The sequence below is a fragment of the Priestia koreensis genome (genome assembly GCF_001274935.1).
GTDB classification, from domain to species: Bacteria; Bacillota; Bacilli; order Bacillales; family Bacillaceae_H; genus Bacillus_AG; species Bacillus_AG koreensis.
Window position 1 is genome coordinate 18,436 of sequence record NZ_LILC01000027.1, and the last position, 14,023, is coordinate 32,458.

Below are 14,023 nucleotides of genomic sequence, written 5' to 3' on the forward strand. Positions count from 1 at the left end.
CATCACCACTTCTTTTAAAAAATAATTGCTTTATATGTATATGTTGCTGTTGCAAGCTTGTCCTCAGGCAACTGTCCCAATCTAGGCATAAACCATTCCAATGGCTTATCCTTTTGCACATATTCCCTACGCCAAAAAGATCATAATCACTTAGATTACGATCTTTTTCACTACGTTGTCCGTCTCTACCGCAAACGGTGCATCAAGCTCATACAAATGACGGTAGCGCTCTTCACGTAATAGCGCTTGATGATCTCCTCTCATTTTTATTGCTCCTTCTTCTAAAAAAAGAATCTCATCCATCACATTCATGCCCGCTAAGTGATGCGTAATCCATACGACCGTCTTCCCTTGCAACACGTTAAAAATGGTGCGAAGCAGCTCCTTTTCTGTGCGAGCATCTAGCCCAACTGTCGGTTCATCTAGTATAACCACGGGCGTTTTCTGTAGTAAAAGGCGCGCTAAGGCGATTCGCTGCCGCTCTCCTCCTGAAAATCGCAGGCCCGTTTCGAGCATAGAGGTGTGATATCCGTCAGGCAACGATGCAATATAATCATGCAGACCTACCTGTTTTCCTGCTTCATATACTTCTTCATCACTTGCTTTTGGATTTCCGAGACGAATGTTGTTTACTATACTCGTATCAAATAAATATGGCTGTTGATTGAGTACCCCAATGTACCGAGCAATTTCATCTACGTGATGAGTAGGAACATCGTTCAGTAGGACGCTACCGGCCATTGGCCGCTCAGCTCCTAAAAGTAGCTTCACGATCGTCGATTTTCCCGCACCGCTTGGACCGATGAGTGCTAGTTTTTTTCCGCTTGGCAATTCAAAAGAAACATCATTTACAGTAAGGCGATCTTCATACCCAAATGAAACGTTCTGCATTTGAAGATGGACGCCGTCTTCTGTATTTATGATTGTTTTGCTGACTTGTTCCTCAGCTTCTGGCAATTGACTCAAACGATGGATCGAATTTTGATAAGTCGGAACGTCGCTCATCGCATCGGATAACGGTAAAAAGGCTTCCGCTAACGGAAAAATAACTAAAATAAAGGCCGCAATAAGCGTTTTTGACAGTTCACCCGTTTCGGCCTGCATCCCCGTCCACAAGAGCATGGTGACAACAAGAACACCTACCGTCAGCTGTGCGAAAAACGTTCGTGAACGAACAAAGCGTGTCTGACTATTTTCTAATTCCGTTAACATTCGGTCTTCTGCTTGAATCGATGACACAAATGATGCTTGACGACCGCTGAACGTCCAGTCGCTAATTCCTAAGATGCCGTCTGTTAACCGTTCGTACAACCCGTGACGACCTTCTTTCATTCGAACCTGCTTTGCTTTTACGACTAACAAGGAGAAGATCGGCAGCACAAGAACGAGAATCAGTCCGTATATCGCCATCAATCCAGCAAAAGGCCAGGAAAAAAGGCCGAGCAGCATAATGCAAATCATATATAAAAATAGCGCGGCAAGAGACGGAAAAATAGTTTTCACATACATATTTTGTATATGTTCAATATCATTTGCTAGCACGCCAAGCATCTCACCGGTTTTCACTCGCCGTTTCAACGCATGCGGCGCAAGCAGGCGATACAGGCGCGGACGCATACGAGATACAATGCTTAAAATAAGCCCATGGCTCGCTAGCCGCTCTACGTACCGAGACACCGATCGTAAAATCCCAAACGTCCGAACCGCTACAATTGGAACGTATACGAGGAGAATATTTTCAGGTCTCGTAGCCGATTTCGAAATGAGATAGCCTGATGTAAATAAAAGTGCTGCTGTGGCAGCCATTGCGACCACACTAAGAATGAGCACAAATCCGAATAAATGCTTTTGTTCTTTAATATAAGGAATAACCCAACCTTTCTCCTTCATCATACCGCCTCCATTTGCGCCTGAACGAGATCATAATAAAAACCTCGTTTTTTTATGAGTTCATCATGACAGCCAACCTCTACTACCTTGCCTTTGTGAAGCACGATAATTTCATCCATCTGTCGCATCCAATGTAGGCGATGCGTTGCTAGAAGCACCAGTTTATCTTGAAAAAGAGGCAGCATTTTTTCTTTTAGCTCATACTCTGTTTCAATATCTAGGTGAGCGGTCGGCTCATCTAGTAAAAGAACAGGGCGATTTTCTAAAAAAGCACGAGCTAATGCGACACGCTGACTTTGTCCTCCGCTAAGCGCTCTTCCCCCTTCGCCTATCTTCTCGTGCAAACCGTTCGGAAGCTCCCGGACTACTTTATCTAGCCCCACGGCCTGCACCGCTCTTTCAACCTCTTCTATCTTTGCATCTGGTGTATAAAAGCGCAGATTATTCAAAAGCGTGTCATTAAACACATAAGGGTGCTGCGGGATGTAAAGAAGCTGCTGCTGCCATCCGTCCTGCTGAAGATGCGTTAGCTCCGTTCCGTTTATCACGATCTTTCCACTTCTCGCCTGTAAGAACCCACCTAGCAGCTCGATCAACGTCGACTTACCGGAACCGCTCTCACCAATAATTCCGATCGTTTTCTTACCTTTTAGTGTTAGGGTCAAATCCTGAAGAGACGGCGCGACTGATTCTTCGTGCTGAACCGTCATATGACGAAGCTCCATGCTTGAATGATCTGACCACACTCTCTTTACTGCGTTTTCTTTTACAAATCCAGGCTGTTGTAAAATGTTCATCATCGTCATCCCTGCTTCTTGACCGTTTAGCGTGGCATGATAATCGGTTCCTACCTCACGAACCGGCAGGAAAAACTCTGGTGCTAAAATAAGCGTGAGCAGTGCAGGATATAGTTCAAGATGACCATTAATAAGACCAAGCCCTAGAAAAACGGCGACGGTAGCAACCGCTAGCATCGAGAAAAAATCGAGCGCAAATGACGACAAAAAGGCAATTCGAAGCGTACTCATCGTTGCTTTTTTATAGCGATCGCTCACCGCCGCGATTTGCTGTTCGTGAGACTTCGAAAGACCAAGAAAGGTTAGTGTCTCTAACCCTCGAAGTGAATCAACAAAATGATTTGAGAGCAGGCGATAAGACGACCACTGGCGATCCGCTTTCTTTTTTGCTGCAAGCCCTAGCAATACCATAAAAAGAAGCAGGATAGGAAGCGTCACCGCTAAAATGACAGCTGATGTCCGGTCCGTTGTAAAAATGAACAGCCCAATCATAAGCGGGAGCACCATCATATTCATAAACTTCGGCAAAAACAGCTCTAAATAACTCTGAACTTGCGGAACTCCCTCCATAACAAGCGTTACGGCATTCCCTGTTCCTTCTTTTTTCGTAAAGCGTGGTCCTAATTCGAACAGCTTTGTTAATACACTCTCTTTGAGGTCTGTTGTTGTGCGTTTCGCATAGCGATACACAACACGCTGACGTATCAGTGTAAGAGCATGCCGTGTCACAAATGCACCGAAGAACAAGACGATTTCCATCCGCACATCCCAAACCGTTTTGCCAGCAAACAGACTAGAAATGGCTCCTGCAAGCCATTTGGCCTGCAGGAGAATGAATGCCCCTTGTGTGATCGTCATGAGAAATAGCACAAATAGGATTCGTTTTATACCGTTGAATTGAAATAGTAGTTTACCCATTAGTAGATCATACCTTTTCCATCTACACGTTTTCGAAATACGTAGTAGCTCCATATTTGATAACCAAGAACAAATGGAAGTAGTGTGACCGCTACGATCGTCATAACCTTCAAGGAATAGTGACCGGATGAAGCGTTGTATACGGTCAAATTATAAGCACTTCCTAGCGAACTGATCATGACGCGTGGGAACAGCGCTGTAAAAATGGTCGTCACAGTTAGCGCAATTCCAAGACCTGACATGATGAAGGACCATCCATCACGATGCTTTTTCAAGAATACGATCCCAAGTCCATAGCACACCACAATAGCTGCGACGATTGGAATAGTCACCCCCGGACGAACCGTGAACAGATCCGTCTCAACATATGACAAACAAGTAAACACAGCGAGCGATGCAATCACCACATAAACAACGGTTTTTGCCATATAACGAGCTCTTGCCTGCAATTCACCAACCGTTTTTAGTGTTAAAAATAAAAGTCCGTGAAGAAAGCAAAGTAAGGTAATCGTCACGCCACCAACGACGGAGTACACGTTCACATAATCTGAAAAGCTCGCGTGAATATTCATGTTCTCATCGATTGGCATTCCTCTTAACATACTCGTAAACAGTACCCCAAATAAAAATGGTGGCAGCAAGCTTCCAAGGAACACTACCCAATCCCATGATTTGGCCCAAGAAGCATGCTGTACTTTTCCGCGAAATTCAAAGGCAACGCCTCTTCCAATTAAAGCAAGTAACACGAAGACAAGAGGAATATAATAGCCGCTGAACATGGTGGCATACCAGTGTGGAAATGCAGCAAAGATAGCACCACCACCTGTCAAAAGCCACACTTCATTTGCATCCCAGAACGGGCCAATTGTATTAATCATCATACGTCGTTCCAAGTCATTTCTAGCCACAAAACGTGTCGCCATTCCTACGCCAAAATCAAATCCTTCTAGAAAGAAAAAACCAATAAATAAGACCGCTACAAGAACAAACCATAATTCACTAAGTCCCATCACAAGTACGCCTCCTTATCAAACGGATCAATGGTTACAGGTGGATCGGTCGGTGATTCGTTACTCGCACCTTTTTTAATTTCGCGAACGAACAGATAGACTAAAACGACGGCTAAAATTGCGTAAATGGTCGTAAATGCGATAAGTGAAAAAAGAAGGCTACCTGTCGAGACATTCGGTGAAACGGATGCTGCTGTTGTCATAAATCCAAAAACGGTCCATGGCTGACGGCCAATTTCAGTCATAATCCATCCTGCGGTATTTGCCAAAAACGGGAAGGAAATGAGCGCAACGGCGATTCGTAAAAACCACTTGCTGCTTTCAAGTTTGCGCCAGTAGCTAAGCAGTAGCCCTACAGCTGAAACGGCTATCATAAGGAGACCTGCCCCCACCATAATTCGAAAGCTCCAAAAAGTTGTTTTTACAGGCGGAATATAATTTCCTTTTCCGTATTTTTGCTCATATTCTTTTTGAAGTGTTTTCATCCCCGAAACTTTTCCTTCAAATTTTTCATAGGCTAAATAACTAAGTGCATACGGCACGCTAATTTCAAATGAATTTTGCTTTTTGTTTGAATGAATAAGTGCAAATACTGTCCATGATGCGGGATCTCCGCTGTCTTCCCAAAGCGCTTCGCTCGCTGCCATTTTCATAGGCTGTGACTCCATTAAATGCTTTGCTTGTGAATGACCGCTAAATGCAAGACCAAGTCCTGAGATTATTCCAATAACCATCGCGATCTGAAAAGATTGACGAAAAAACGCAACTTCTTGTTTTTTTAATAATTTATAGGCGCTCACTCCACCGATGAAAAAAGCACCTGTAGCGAATGCACCGAAAATAACGTGTGGAAATTCTACTAATAGCTGTGGATTGGTGAGCAGTGCTAGAAAATCATTCATTTCAGCACGACCATTTTTCACGATAAAACCAACGGGTTCTTGCATGAACGAATTCGCTGCTAAAATCCAAAGCGCCGATAGCATCGTACCGATGGATACGAGCCAAATACATAATAGATGAACTTTTTTCGATAAGCGATCCCAACCAAAAATCCATAATCCAATGAACGTGGACTCCATAAAAAAGGCAAGGAGAGCTTCAATTGCAAGCGGTGCACCAAACACATCACCGACAAATCGTGAATACTCGGACCAGTTCATGCCAAATTGAAACTCTTGAATAATTCCTGTTACGACACCCACTGCAAAATTAATTAAAAATAAGTGCCCCCAAAACTTTGCCATTCTTTTGTAGATCTCTTGTTTTTTTACGACGTAGAGTGTTTCCATGATGGCTACTAAAAACACAAGACCAATCGACAGCGGTACGAAAAGAAAATGGAAAATAGTCGTTGATCCAAACTGTAGCCGCGCTAAAAATAAATCACTCATCTGTACGTCCCCCTCTTACACTTCATTTGTCATGATAGAAATCTTTGTTCAATACTTCACAAGTTGTTCATTTATTAATTTGCTCAACATTTCACAAATTAATGAGACGAATAAACAGTGTGTTTGCACCATGAACTCACTTTTTTGGAAGCACTGGATATAACTTCTATATACCTATAATCTACTCCCATTCACGTCGAAAAACATAGGTACAAAGAACTATATATTTGAAAAATATGTGAATAATGTGTGTTTGATTTGTGACATGAAAAACGACCGGATAATAGGAATGATTCCCTTTATCTGGTCGTTTTTCACTACGAGGATTTCTTAGAGGTTGTTTTTTTCGTTTCCGATATTTTTCCTAGACAAAAGCCATCAATCTCACTGAGCTTTCCTCGCCATAATATTTTCCCCTTCGATGGCGTAGGCTTGCTGTCACCGCAGTAAATGCGCGCGTCCTTTAAATGAATAAAATGTGCTTCTCCAACGTCATCTGCATCCGCAGCCTCTCCTGCGCTTGATAGTTGCTCACTGAGCGTTTCTGATACGTCGCTATCGCTCGTGAAGCTTTCGCTTAGCTGTTCAAAATACTCCCTAGCAGAGATCGTTGTACCTGAGACAATCGCTCCCTTTAGGTTCAGTGTAATATCTAGAGCAAAGTCATGTCTGTTTGAAGCCGTTACAAAAAACTCTAAAATGCTATCTTTTGTCACCTCAGAACTCATTCGTCCTTTGCACTCCTTTCTTGTCTTTTTTCGTTATGAAGACGTATCATCGTCACTCGCTAGCTCGGTTTCTTCATCCTCTTTCGCTGTTTTTTTTGTTTTTGATGATTTTTTTGATGATGCCTTTTTGGTTTTACCGCTGCTTTTTTTCTTCTTTTTCTCTTGTTCTTCTTCTTTCTCTTCTTCTACATCCTGTTCTTCCTCTTCATCATCATCATCGTCTTCGTCATTTTCTTCGTCTTCATTTTCTTCATCTAGCTCTTCTTGCTCGTTTTCATCTTCCTCATCTTCTTCGTCCTCGTCCTCCACATCCGCTGCCTGTTGTTCTAGTAGCATCTCAATTTTTTCTTCTAGACTTTCTAAACGCTCCTGTAGCGCTTCGTTTTCTTCCTGCAGTTCGTCATAGCTTTTACTGTCACGGTTGTCTTCCTCTTGCTTTGCTGGTAAGAATCCTTGTGCAGAGTTTTTAATACTATCTACAAGCTTTAACGTTCGGTCTTTTCCGGAATCCTTATATCCAGAAAAGCGCCCTTTCACAACGGTTCCAATGCTATCAGCTAACAGTTTGGCCGCTTCACGATCCACTCCCTCAAGCATTTTTTCTCGATTTTCTGCTTTTGATAAATAGCCGGCACTCGCTCCTACTAGCCCTCCAACGACAGCTCGTACAATAATCCCTTTTCTTCCTACCTTATTTTCTGTTTGCACCTGATTCTCTTGTTCTCCCATGTTTTTTCCTCCCGTAACAATCGAATTTTATTATGATCCGTTCGCCTACTTTTCGTTATGTGCTACTTGCTTCGTTTCCATCTTTTCTTCTAGCGCATCTAATCGTAGCTTTAATTGCTCATTCTCAGCTTCTAGTGCTTTATTATGTTCGGATGCTTTTGAACTGAGATAAGGATCGGTCTCCCACCAGTCCATTCCGATTTCCTTTGCTTTATCCACTGACGCCACAATCAGCCGAATTTTAATGGTTAATAGTTCAATATCAGCGATCCCGACGCGAATATCTCCGGCAATTACAACACCTTTATCTAATACTTTCTCTAGCACATCAACGATCGTACTTGATTGTGTCGACTGCTGTGCGACCATAATGTGTATCCTCCTTTTAAACCATCCCTTACAGCAAATTTCCTAAAGGGCCAAGATCGATATTCAGATCTTCCTTACTAAGACCAAAAATCGTTTGCAGTTCATCCATTTTTTCCTCTAAATTCATCAGTGCAACGCCAAGATCTTCAATTTGCTGGTCCGTTAACGTGCCGCCCTCTACTCGTCTCATTGCATGACGTTCAATAATTTGTCGAAGTAATTCAATAACGGTCAGAACAAGCTGTGCAAGTCCTTGCTCGGCATTATCACGTCCAATGTTAATCTTTCCACTTGGATGCATCGGTTGTTCCATTCAATAGCTCTCTCCTTTGTTCGTCAAATTGATCAGAAGTTAGCTCCTTCTTCCCTTTTTCACTTGATTGAATTAACGTTTCTACTGACGAGATGAGGACCCGTAAATCTAAATAGACGAGATCAATGCCCGCAATGGAGATTAACAAATCACCTCTAATTGCTACTCCTTTGTCTAAGACAACGTCTAAAATATCAATCAGGGCGATTTCTTTGTTTTCAACATCTTCTCGCAGTGACATAGGTCTACATCCTCCGTTTTTATGAAATGTTTGAGAAATGATAAGGTGGCCATGGACCTGATACCTCGACGCGAAGACCTTTTTCAAGCAGAGCTGGTTCTGATTTCTTAATCTCCTCTAGAAATTCTTCAATCGCCTCTTTTGGAAGCATGAATGCACTGTTCCACACCATACTTTCTTGAAGACCGGTCATATCTTTTCCCCAATTCTTTTTAACAGCTTCGTTCGTTGCATACTGTAGAAGCTGATCGTGAACGCTTTTACACAACCGATATTTCTCTTCTTCAAGCTGCTGTGAAATAAATTTATCAAGCTTTTTCTTCTCAAAGTATTGTCTGCCTTTTGGTAGACTCTCGATTTCCTGACGCTTCTGTTCCACTACCTCATCATGATCTGTGACGTGCTGCATGAGCTTCTGATCATCACAATATACCTTCATGTTCCATTCCTCATGGCGCTTGAGCGTCTCAAACGTATGAATCACCACATTATTTTTCGGTGCGATCGTTTCCTTTAAGCTTTCTTCGCTGTTGTAAATGGTGCCAAACTTAAGCGGAATTACCGTATAACCGCTGTAGAGCGCTGCTAGCGTTTCGTGATGATGGAACGCTTTTTCCTTTAACCAATCCATATCATTTTCCATTTTCTGCTGAAGTATTTCTTCTGAATACTTGTCCGAGTTCAGCAGACAAACGACCGCTGTCACATCATTGATAGGGATGGTATAGACATGTTCTTCATCATCTAGACCTTTTAATGAAGAAAGAGGTGACTTTACTGCTTCCGCTGTCGGTATTAAACCGTATAAATAAATCATTTCGTCATCCCTTCCGCTTGGCCATGTTTTCCCATTCTTCAAGCTCTCTCCTTTTTGCTTCTTCATAGCGTAAAAGTAGTTCAGCTTCCTGTTCTTTGAAAGCCTCCTCAGGAATTTCATCTAACTCGTACATCATCTGAAGCTGCACAAGCTTTTTTTGAATCGTTGGCAGATCATAAAGTTGCTGGTCCACTTCTTCTTTAATTTTCTGTCCGACTTTGATGACCACATTAAGAGGGGCTGTAATTAGCTTGTGTATCATTCACGATCAGCTCGCTTCTACGTTTAGGCGAATATTAACGAAGTTGTATGCAGGCCACGGACCGCTATATTTAAACTCAAGCTTTCCTTCCCACTTTTCATAAATCTCATTTACCATCTCATCAAAGGCACCTTCCTTATCACGATCAATAAGAAACGACGCATTTAAAAGCATTTTTTCGCCAATGGGATCGTTCGTCTTTGCCGCTTCCGCTAGCTCTTTTAGCGGAGCATACATATCATCAATCATCATTTGCTGCAGATTTTGAAAGAGCTTTTGCGTTACTTCTCCAAGCTTAATTCGGTCGTAATAACCAGCTTCTTTTGTTTTACTTTGAACCGTTCCTGCCACCTTCTGAACGTCTGGGTGATTTTTCACTTTTTCATCTAGAAATTCCTTGTTAGCGACGACCTTTAGTCCCACTTCGATTTTCCCTTTGATTTCAGGAAAGATTTTTTCAAACTGTGGATATAGATTTTCAAGAAGAACCGTCACGTCCTCTTCTGATTGAAAGACGTTTCCGAAGCTTACTGGAATGACTCCTTCACTATTAGCCATCACATCTGAGATCACATGCTGGTGCATAAATAAGTTTTCTCGGTTCGGCTGGTATATTTTAAGTGGTACCTGCGCTACGACAAATGCAGCGTCTTTATAGTGCAATGTATACACGTTACGTTCTTCACCCTCAAATTTGATGGATTGAAACGCTTTATCTTCCTTCTCTTGAATGGCTCCAAATACGTAGATGCCCATTTCTTCTCGGCTCATGATTTTCTCTCCTTTATCCTCACAATTTCTTGCATACGTTTATGATTTGATTTTTTGCTTCCTCCTGTGGGTTGTCATGAGTATCCTTCAAGCACAATCCAAGCTTATGCTGTAAAACGTCTAAGCACAGTTGCTGAAATTCTTCATTTGTTCCTTTCATCGGAATCTTTTCGTCTCTAGCAATTTGCGCAATCATCACGGCGGAGCGCAGACTCAAACTATGACGATCTGGACAACTCTTTCGTAGTTCAGCAAGAAGCGATGTAACGACCTTGGCATCTTGCTTTTTAATGCCAAGTTTACCTGAGAGAATGACGGCTTCTTTTGCAGGCGTTTTATAATCCACAGAAATTGTGATCACTCGATCAAGCAATGCATCCTGTGTTCGGTATACTCCTGCATACTCCTCCGGATTACTCGTAAAAATGACGGAGAATTCAGGGTGCACACGCTCAAAGGGAGCAAGCTTTTTTGTTCCGTATAAAGGAATAACACCTTCCTCTAAGATCGATAGAAACAAGTTGTTAGTCTCTGGATTTGATCTTGTAAACTCATCGTAAATGAGCGTGTACCCTTTTTTAGCCGCTTCTAGTAATCGTCCATCCTGCCATGTTTCCGTTACGTTTTCCTCTTTTTTATAAACAGAGCGCACATAATTATCAACGAGCTTTTTGCTTGTAAAACCGCTAAAGTCACCAAGCAAATCCCGATTATTAAGCTCGTGATTTCCATGAATCACCATGATTGGACGACTGCGTCTTTTTGCAAGAGCCAGTGCGAGGGCTGTTTTCCCCACGCCGGTAGGCCCTGTAAAGTGAATGCAATAGCCCGCGTTCATGTAGCGGAGCGAGCGCGACAGCAGCTCCTTCGTTTGTGAATCCTGTACGATCTCTGTTGATTTTTGATTTTCTTTCAGCTCTGGCATGTTAACCTCCCCGACGACTGCATTCTAGCCGACGATATCCATTGAAGCGCGCGCACGGATATGAATTCGTTTAAAAGAAATGACCTCTTTATTTGAATCTAGTAGTACCTCATAAATTCCGACCATTTCATCTTTTGCGTATTTTTTCATATATTCTTTTTCCTCAATCACTTCGACCGTCGCCTTCCACCCCTTGTCCTCGTTCAGTTCAACGGAAACAATTTTATGTGGGGGTGCGATGTAGTCCTTAAAGAAATCTGTAATATTGTCCATAATCTTTTTCATCTGCTGTTTTCACCTCGATCAACAAAACATGTGCGATTAAATACTAAATTTCGCATTTCGTTCATTTGATTGCTGTGGAAGTCCATTCTCTTCTACATTGTCGCTCAGGAGTCCTACAGCCTCTGCATAACGTAACCACGTATCCACACTGGCAATTACGACACGTGCTTCAACCGTTAAAATCTCAATTCCAACCACAGAAACCTTCGCAAACACATCGATCACAATTCCCTTATCTAAAATACGGTCAATTACCTCCGCCAGACTTGAACCATCTGTACTTTTTTGAATAGCCATTTCTATCGTCTCCTCTCACTTACATTTTTAACTTCGTAGTGTCCCCGTATCGTTCAGGGACTTGACCTGACCTGGTCCCTTAATTCCTTGAGATGTTTTAATGTCGCTCACGCCTTTTAAATCGCGGGCACTTTTTAGCTTATTTTTCTTTGTTTTATCTTCCGACTTTCCGTCTTCATCGCGAGAACCACCTAGCTTCTCCTTCACGTCAAGCAGCGCGCCTTGAAGCTTTTCCTTCGCTTCGCCTGCTTTCTCGCGAATGTTCTCTTCATTTTCTTCCGCTTTTTCTTCTAGTTTTTTAATAGGCTTTTTTGCTTTTTTTTGAATGTTACTTTCTACCGTATCAATGGCGTGCTCTTTTACTTCCTCTTTTACTTTTTCCTTCACTGTTTCAGGCGTTTTTTCCCAAATCTTCTTGCCAGCTTTTCCGATCATTTCTTTCGCAGGATCAGTACTCATTGACTACCTCCTGTGTCTCAAGCTTCTTATTTACTATCAAGCACCTTGTTTAACTTTTCTTCTAGTCGTTTTAGCTGATCATTCAGCTGTTTGTTTTCTTCTTGGAGCTTTTCATAAGACTCATCTGAAGAAGCTGACGCCGTTTGCTTTGGTGCTTCCTCTTTTCCTTGCTGTACGCCTTCTACTTTTTTCGTTATATAATCAACCGCCGTTTTTTTGAAGGAGTCTGCGGCCTGACCTGCGATCAGCTCCTGCATCGTTTTCTTTAATTCCTTACCAGCTAACTTCATTACTTCCGATTTTCCGACACTCTGTGAAAGCTTTTTACCCATTCCTGGATTAGACATTAAACCGATTCCCGCTCCTACAACGCCTCCAAGAAGTGTTAAGTTCACCACATAATTACTACTGCCTTTTTCTTTTGCGACTGTTTGATCATTGGTTTGTAATTCCGTTTCCTCTGATGACTGTGTTTTCGTATTCTCTGACATGTCCATCACCTTTTCCCTTTTAGTTTTTGTTGTCCTATGTGTAATTCAGTAGCTCATTGCTTCTCCCTGTCTGGATAAAGTTCTCAGCTTCTAAATACATATTTTAGAATTGAGTTGATTCTTAGTCTTACGTATCCACCTTTGAAGAAGCAATAAGAGTAAGTCTAGTAGGCGATTCCCCGACGTACATGTCAATAAACTTGCCTGATAAAGTGTAAACATTTATTTGTTAATAATTACAACGATTGTTACAAGAAATGCGACACGAACTTGTTAAAATTTCAGCAAAATGTAGGCTACCGATAATTATTAAGACAAATATTACATTTTTGTTACAAAAACATAAATAAGTGATCCAAATTCTACTTTTATACGTTTCATTTCAGTTGGAAAAATAACGGATCAAACATGGTAACGATTACAAATAAGTTTTTTAAAAAAAGGGGAAATTTTTAATCTATTTTTAAGAATAGGACGATATAGTGACGTCTTAAGAGGGAGAACTTTAAGAGTAATGGGGAGATTGAACATGATGAATAAAACATTGGAAGAACTACAAAAACGCGTAAAAGCAGAACACAAAGACGTGGCAAAATTTGCACAGCACGTTTTCGATGAGCTTGATAAGAAGTCTGAAGAGCATCGTCTACTTGTGGCAGCCAATGCGATCGCAGGCATCAGCCCAGACGGAGAACTTGAAAAATTATACCGTGACCTATCAAATGAAATGAAACGAACCATTATTGATGTATTGAAAAAAACAACCCAAGACTTCGAGCATCAGGGAGACAAATATTGGGATAAAAACTTTAAAGACGGTGTAGCTGAGTAACACCCTCTACAACGCCAAAAAGAGCGGAATGTTCCATCCGCTCTTTTCTTATTTCCATTTAACCGAGTCCAGACGTATTCATAAGCACAATCCGCCATTTATCTGGGTCCTCAAATGTACGACCCTTTGCTGCCCAGTATGGATTCTCCGGCTCCACCTCGTAATAGCCAAGCCTATGTAATCGGTCCGTTACGAACTCCATTTCTTCTCTGTTAGGCATGTAAAACACCAAAAGATTATCTCTTGATGGCGCTGGACACGGGCTGCCTGATTGATGCTGCGTAAACTCTAGGTGATAATCAACGTTCGGAAGCCCGTACATTACCCCATCATAACCATCGTGATCCCAAAATTCACCCACACGCTTCAATCCCAAGCCCCGCTCATAAAACTCAATCACCCGCTCAAGCTGATCTGTAGGCCTTGCCACACGAAACTGCACATAATTCACGCCAAACCGCCTCCTATCTCTTCTATAGGTTCACTATACGCCAA

At 42.0% G+C, this 14,023-nt stretch carries 19 protein-coding genes; 1 reads left to right on the forward strand and 18 read right to left on the reverse strand.

Annotated features, from left to right (window positions below; translation table 11 throughout):
* Window positions 1-150 precede the first annotated feature (150 nt).
* From cydC to gvpT (AMD01_RS18760), 17 genes are all read right to left on the reverse strand, one after another.
* A complete protein-coding gene (gene cydC / locus AMD01_RS18680) occupies window positions 151-1,890 on the reverse strand; it encodes a thiol reductant ABC exporter subunit CydC (RefSeq protein WP_053402970.1) in 1,740 nt (579 codons plus the stop codon).
* Window positions 1,890-3,605 carry a thiol reductant ABC exporter subunit CydD gene (cydD, locus tag AMD01_RS18685; protein WP_053402971.1) on the reverse strand — a complete coding sequence of 572 codons (1,716 nt, stop codon included), beginning with the start codon at window positions 3,603-3,605 and terminating at the stop codon, window positions 1,890-1,892. Before cydD ends, cydC begins: the two co-directional genes overlap by 1 nt.
* Window positions 3,605-4,615 carry a cytochrome d ubiquinol oxidase subunit II gene (cydB, locus tag AMD01_RS18690; protein ID WP_053402972.1) on the reverse strand — a complete coding sequence of 337 codons (1,011 nt, stop codon included), beginning with the start codon at window positions 4,613-4,615 and terminating at the stop codon, window positions 3,605-3,607. The genes cydD and cydB overlap by 1 nt, the downstream gene beginning before the upstream one ends.
* Complete coding sequence (locus tag AMD01_RS18695; RefSeq protein WP_053402973.1) at window positions 4,615-6,009, reverse strand: cytochrome ubiquinol oxidase subunit I; 1,395 nt, start codon at window positions 6,007-6,009, stop codon at window positions 4,615-4,617. The genes cydB and AMD01_RS18695 overlap by 1 nt, the downstream gene beginning before the upstream one ends.
* Before the next feature lie 317 nt (window positions 6,010-6,326).
* A complete protein-coding gene (gvpU, locus tag AMD01_RS18700) occupies window positions 6,327-6,737 on the reverse strand; it encodes a gas vesicle accessory protein GvpU (protein WP_053402974.1) in 411 nt (136 codons plus the stop codon).
* Window positions 6,738-6,770: 33 nt separating this feature from the next.
* Entirely contained in the window at window positions 6,771-7,466 is a 696-nt protein-coding gene (gene gvpT / locus AMD01_RS18705) for a GvpT/GvpP family gas vesicle accessory protein (protein WP_053402975.1), read from the reverse strand.
* Between the two features lie 45 nt (window positions 7,467-7,511).
* The gene (locus tag AMD01_RS18710; RefSeq protein ID WP_053402976.1) at window positions 7,512-7,835 is read right to left on the reverse strand and encodes a gas vesicle protein; all 324 of its coding nucleotides are present in this window, start codon (window positions 7,833-7,835) and stop codon (window positions 7,512-7,514) included.
* Window positions 7,836-7,863: 28 nt separating this feature from the next.
* The gene (locus tag AMD01_RS18715) at window positions 7,864-8,148 is read right to left on the reverse strand and encodes a gas vesicle protein K (protein ID WP_053402977.1); all 285 of its coding nucleotides are present in this window, start codon (window positions 8,146-8,148) and stop codon (window positions 7,864-7,866) included.
* Window positions 8,114-8,389: a gas vesicle protein gene (locus AMD01_RS18720; RefSeq protein ID WP_053402978.1), complete on the reverse strand. Its 276-nt coding sequence runs from the start codon at window positions 8,387-8,389 to the stop codon at window positions 8,114-8,116. Before AMD01_RS18720 ends, AMD01_RS18715 begins: the two co-directional genes overlap by 35 nt.
* A 19-nt stretch (window positions 8,390-8,408) precedes the next feature.
* Complete coding sequence (locus AMD01_RS18725) at window positions 8,409-9,272, reverse strand: GvpL/GvpF family gas vesicle protein (RefSeq protein WP_083446621.1); 864 nt, start codon at window positions 9,270-9,272, stop codon at window positions 8,409-8,411.
* A complete protein-coding gene (locus AMD01_RS18730) occupies window positions 9,211-9,468 on the reverse strand; it encodes a gas vesicle protein GvpG (protein WP_053402980.1) in 258 nt (85 codons plus the stop codon). Before AMD01_RS18730 ends, AMD01_RS18725 begins: the two co-directional genes overlap by 62 nt.
* Before the next feature lie 6 nt (window positions 9,469-9,474).
* On the reverse strand, window positions 9,475-10,239 hold the full coding sequence (locus tag AMD01_RS18735; protein ID WP_053402981.1) for a GvpL/GvpF family gas vesicle protein: 765 nt from the start codon (window positions 10,237-10,239) through the stop codon (window positions 9,475-9,477).
* Window positions 10,240-10,258: 19 nt separating this feature from the next.
* The gene (gvpN, locus tag AMD01_RS18740) at window positions 10,259-11,164 is read right to left on the reverse strand and encodes a gas vesicle protein GvpN (protein WP_053402982.1); all 906 of its coding nucleotides are present in this window, start codon (window positions 11,162-11,164) and stop codon (window positions 10,259-10,261) included.
* A 24-nt stretch (window positions 11,165-11,188) separates the two neighbouring features.
* A complete protein-coding gene (gene gvpO / locus AMD01_RS18745) occupies window positions 11,189-11,449 on the reverse strand; it encodes a gas vesicle protein GvpO (protein WP_053402983.1) in 261 nt (86 codons plus the stop codon).
* Between the two features lie 36 nt (window positions 11,450-11,485).
* On the reverse strand, window positions 11,486-11,746 hold the full coding sequence (gvpJ, locus tag AMD01_RS18750) for a gas vesicle protein GvpJ (protein WP_053402984.1): 261 nt from the start codon (window positions 11,744-11,746) through the stop codon (window positions 11,486-11,488).
* Window positions 11,747-11,773: 27 nt separating this feature from the next.
* Entirely contained in the window at window positions 11,774-12,205 is a 432-nt protein-coding gene (gene gvpQ, locus AMD01_RS18755) for a gas vesicle protein GvpQ (protein WP_053402985.1), read from the reverse strand.
* Between the two features lie 26 nt (window positions 12,206-12,231).
* Window positions 12,232-12,702 (reverse strand): GvpT/GvpP family gas vesicle accessory protein, encoded by a 471-nt coding sequence (gene gvpT, locus AMD01_RS18760; protein ID WP_053402986.1) that lies wholly within the window; start codon window positions 12,700-12,702, stop codon window positions 12,232-12,234.
* A gap of 523 nt (window positions 12,703-13,225) precedes the next feature.
* Here gvpT (AMD01_RS18760) and AMD01_RS18765 point away from each other — a divergent pair.
* The gene (locus AMD01_RS18765; RefSeq protein WP_053402987.1) at window positions 13,226-13,528 is read left to right on the forward strand and encodes a hypothetical protein; all 303 of its coding nucleotides are present in this window, start codon (window positions 13,226-13,228) and stop codon (window positions 13,526-13,528) included.
* A gap of 58 nt (window positions 13,529-13,586) precedes the next feature.
* Here the strand turns inward: AMD01_RS18765 and AMD01_RS18770 are convergent, their stop codons facing one another.
* Window positions 13,587-13,979: a VOC family protein gene (locus AMD01_RS18770; protein ID WP_053402988.1), complete on the reverse strand. Its 393-nt coding sequence runs from the start codon at window positions 13,977-13,979 to the stop codon at window positions 13,587-13,589.
* Window positions 13,980-14,023: the final 44 nt, after the last annotated feature.

Bases quoted from the DNA above. Each gene is read 5' to 3' on its own strand.
- AMD01_RS18710 (WP_053402976.1), bottom strand. From the start codon at position 7,835: ATGGTCGCACAGCAGTCGACACAATCAAGTACGATCGTTGATGTGCTA.
- gvpO (WP_053402983.1), bottom strand. From the start codon at position 11,449: ATGAAAAAGATTATGGACAATATTACAGATTTCTTTAAGGACTACATC.
- AMD01_RS18720 (WP_053402978.1), bottom strand. From the start codon at position 8,389: ATGTCACTGCGAGAAGATGTTGAAAACAAAGAAATCGCCCTGATTGAT.
- gvpT (WP_053402975.1), bottom strand. From the start codon at position 7,466: ATGGGAGAACAAGAGAATCAGGTGCAAACAGAAAATAAGGTAGGAAGA.
- gvpJ (WP_053402984.1), bottom strand. From the start codon at position 11,746: ATGGCTATTCAAAAAAGTACAGATGGTTCAAGTCTGGCGGAGGTAATT.
- AMD01_RS18715 (WP_053402977.1), bottom strand. From the start codon at position 8,148: ATGGAACAACCGATGCATCCAAGTGGAAAGATTAACATTGGACGTGAT.
- AMD01_RS18765 (WP_053402987.1), top strand. From the start codon at position 13,226: ATGATGAATAAAACATTGGAAGAACTACAAAAACGCGTAAAAGCAGAA.
- AMD01_RS18725 (WP_083446621.1), bottom strand. From the start codon at position 9,272: ATGAAGAAGCAAAAAGGAGAGAGCTTGAAGAATGGGAAAACATGGCCA.
- gvpU (WP_053402974.1), bottom strand. From the start codon at position 6,737: ATGAGTTCTGAGGTGACAAAAGATAGCATTTTAGAGTTTTTTGTAACG.
- cydC (WP_053402970.1), bottom strand. From the start codon at position 1,890: ATGAAGGAGAAAGGTTGGGTTATTCCTTATATTAAAGAACAAAAGCAT.
- gvpQ (WP_053402985.1), bottom strand. From the start codon at position 12,205: ATGAGTACTGATCCTGCGAAAGAAATGATCGGAAAAGCTGGCAAGAAG.
- AMD01_RS18695 (WP_053402973.1), bottom strand. From the start codon at position 6,009: ATGAGTGATTTATTTTTAGCGCGGCTACAGTTTGGATCAACGACTATT.
- cydB (WP_053402972.1), bottom strand. From the start codon at position 4,615: ATGGGACTTAGTGAATTATGGTTTGTTCTTGTAGCGGTCTTATTTATT.
- gvpN (WP_053402982.1), bottom strand. From the start codon at position 11,164: ATGCCAGAGCTGAAAGAAAATCAAAAATCAACAGAGATCGTACAGGAT.
- gvpT (WP_053402986.1), bottom strand. From the start codon at position 12,702: ATGGACATGTCAGAGAATACGAAAACACAGTCATCAGAGGAAACGGAA.
- AMD01_RS18735 (WP_053402981.1), bottom strand. From the start codon at position 10,239: ATGAGCCGAGAAGAAATGGGCATCTACGTATTTGGAGCCATTCAAGAG.
- AMD01_RS18730 (WP_053402980.1), bottom strand. From the start codon at position 9,468: ATGATACACAAGCTAATTACAGCCCCTCTTAATGTGGTCATCAAAGTC.
- cydD (WP_053402971.1), bottom strand. From the start codon at position 3,605: ATGGGTAAACTACTATTTCAATTCAACGGTATAAAACGAATCCTATTT.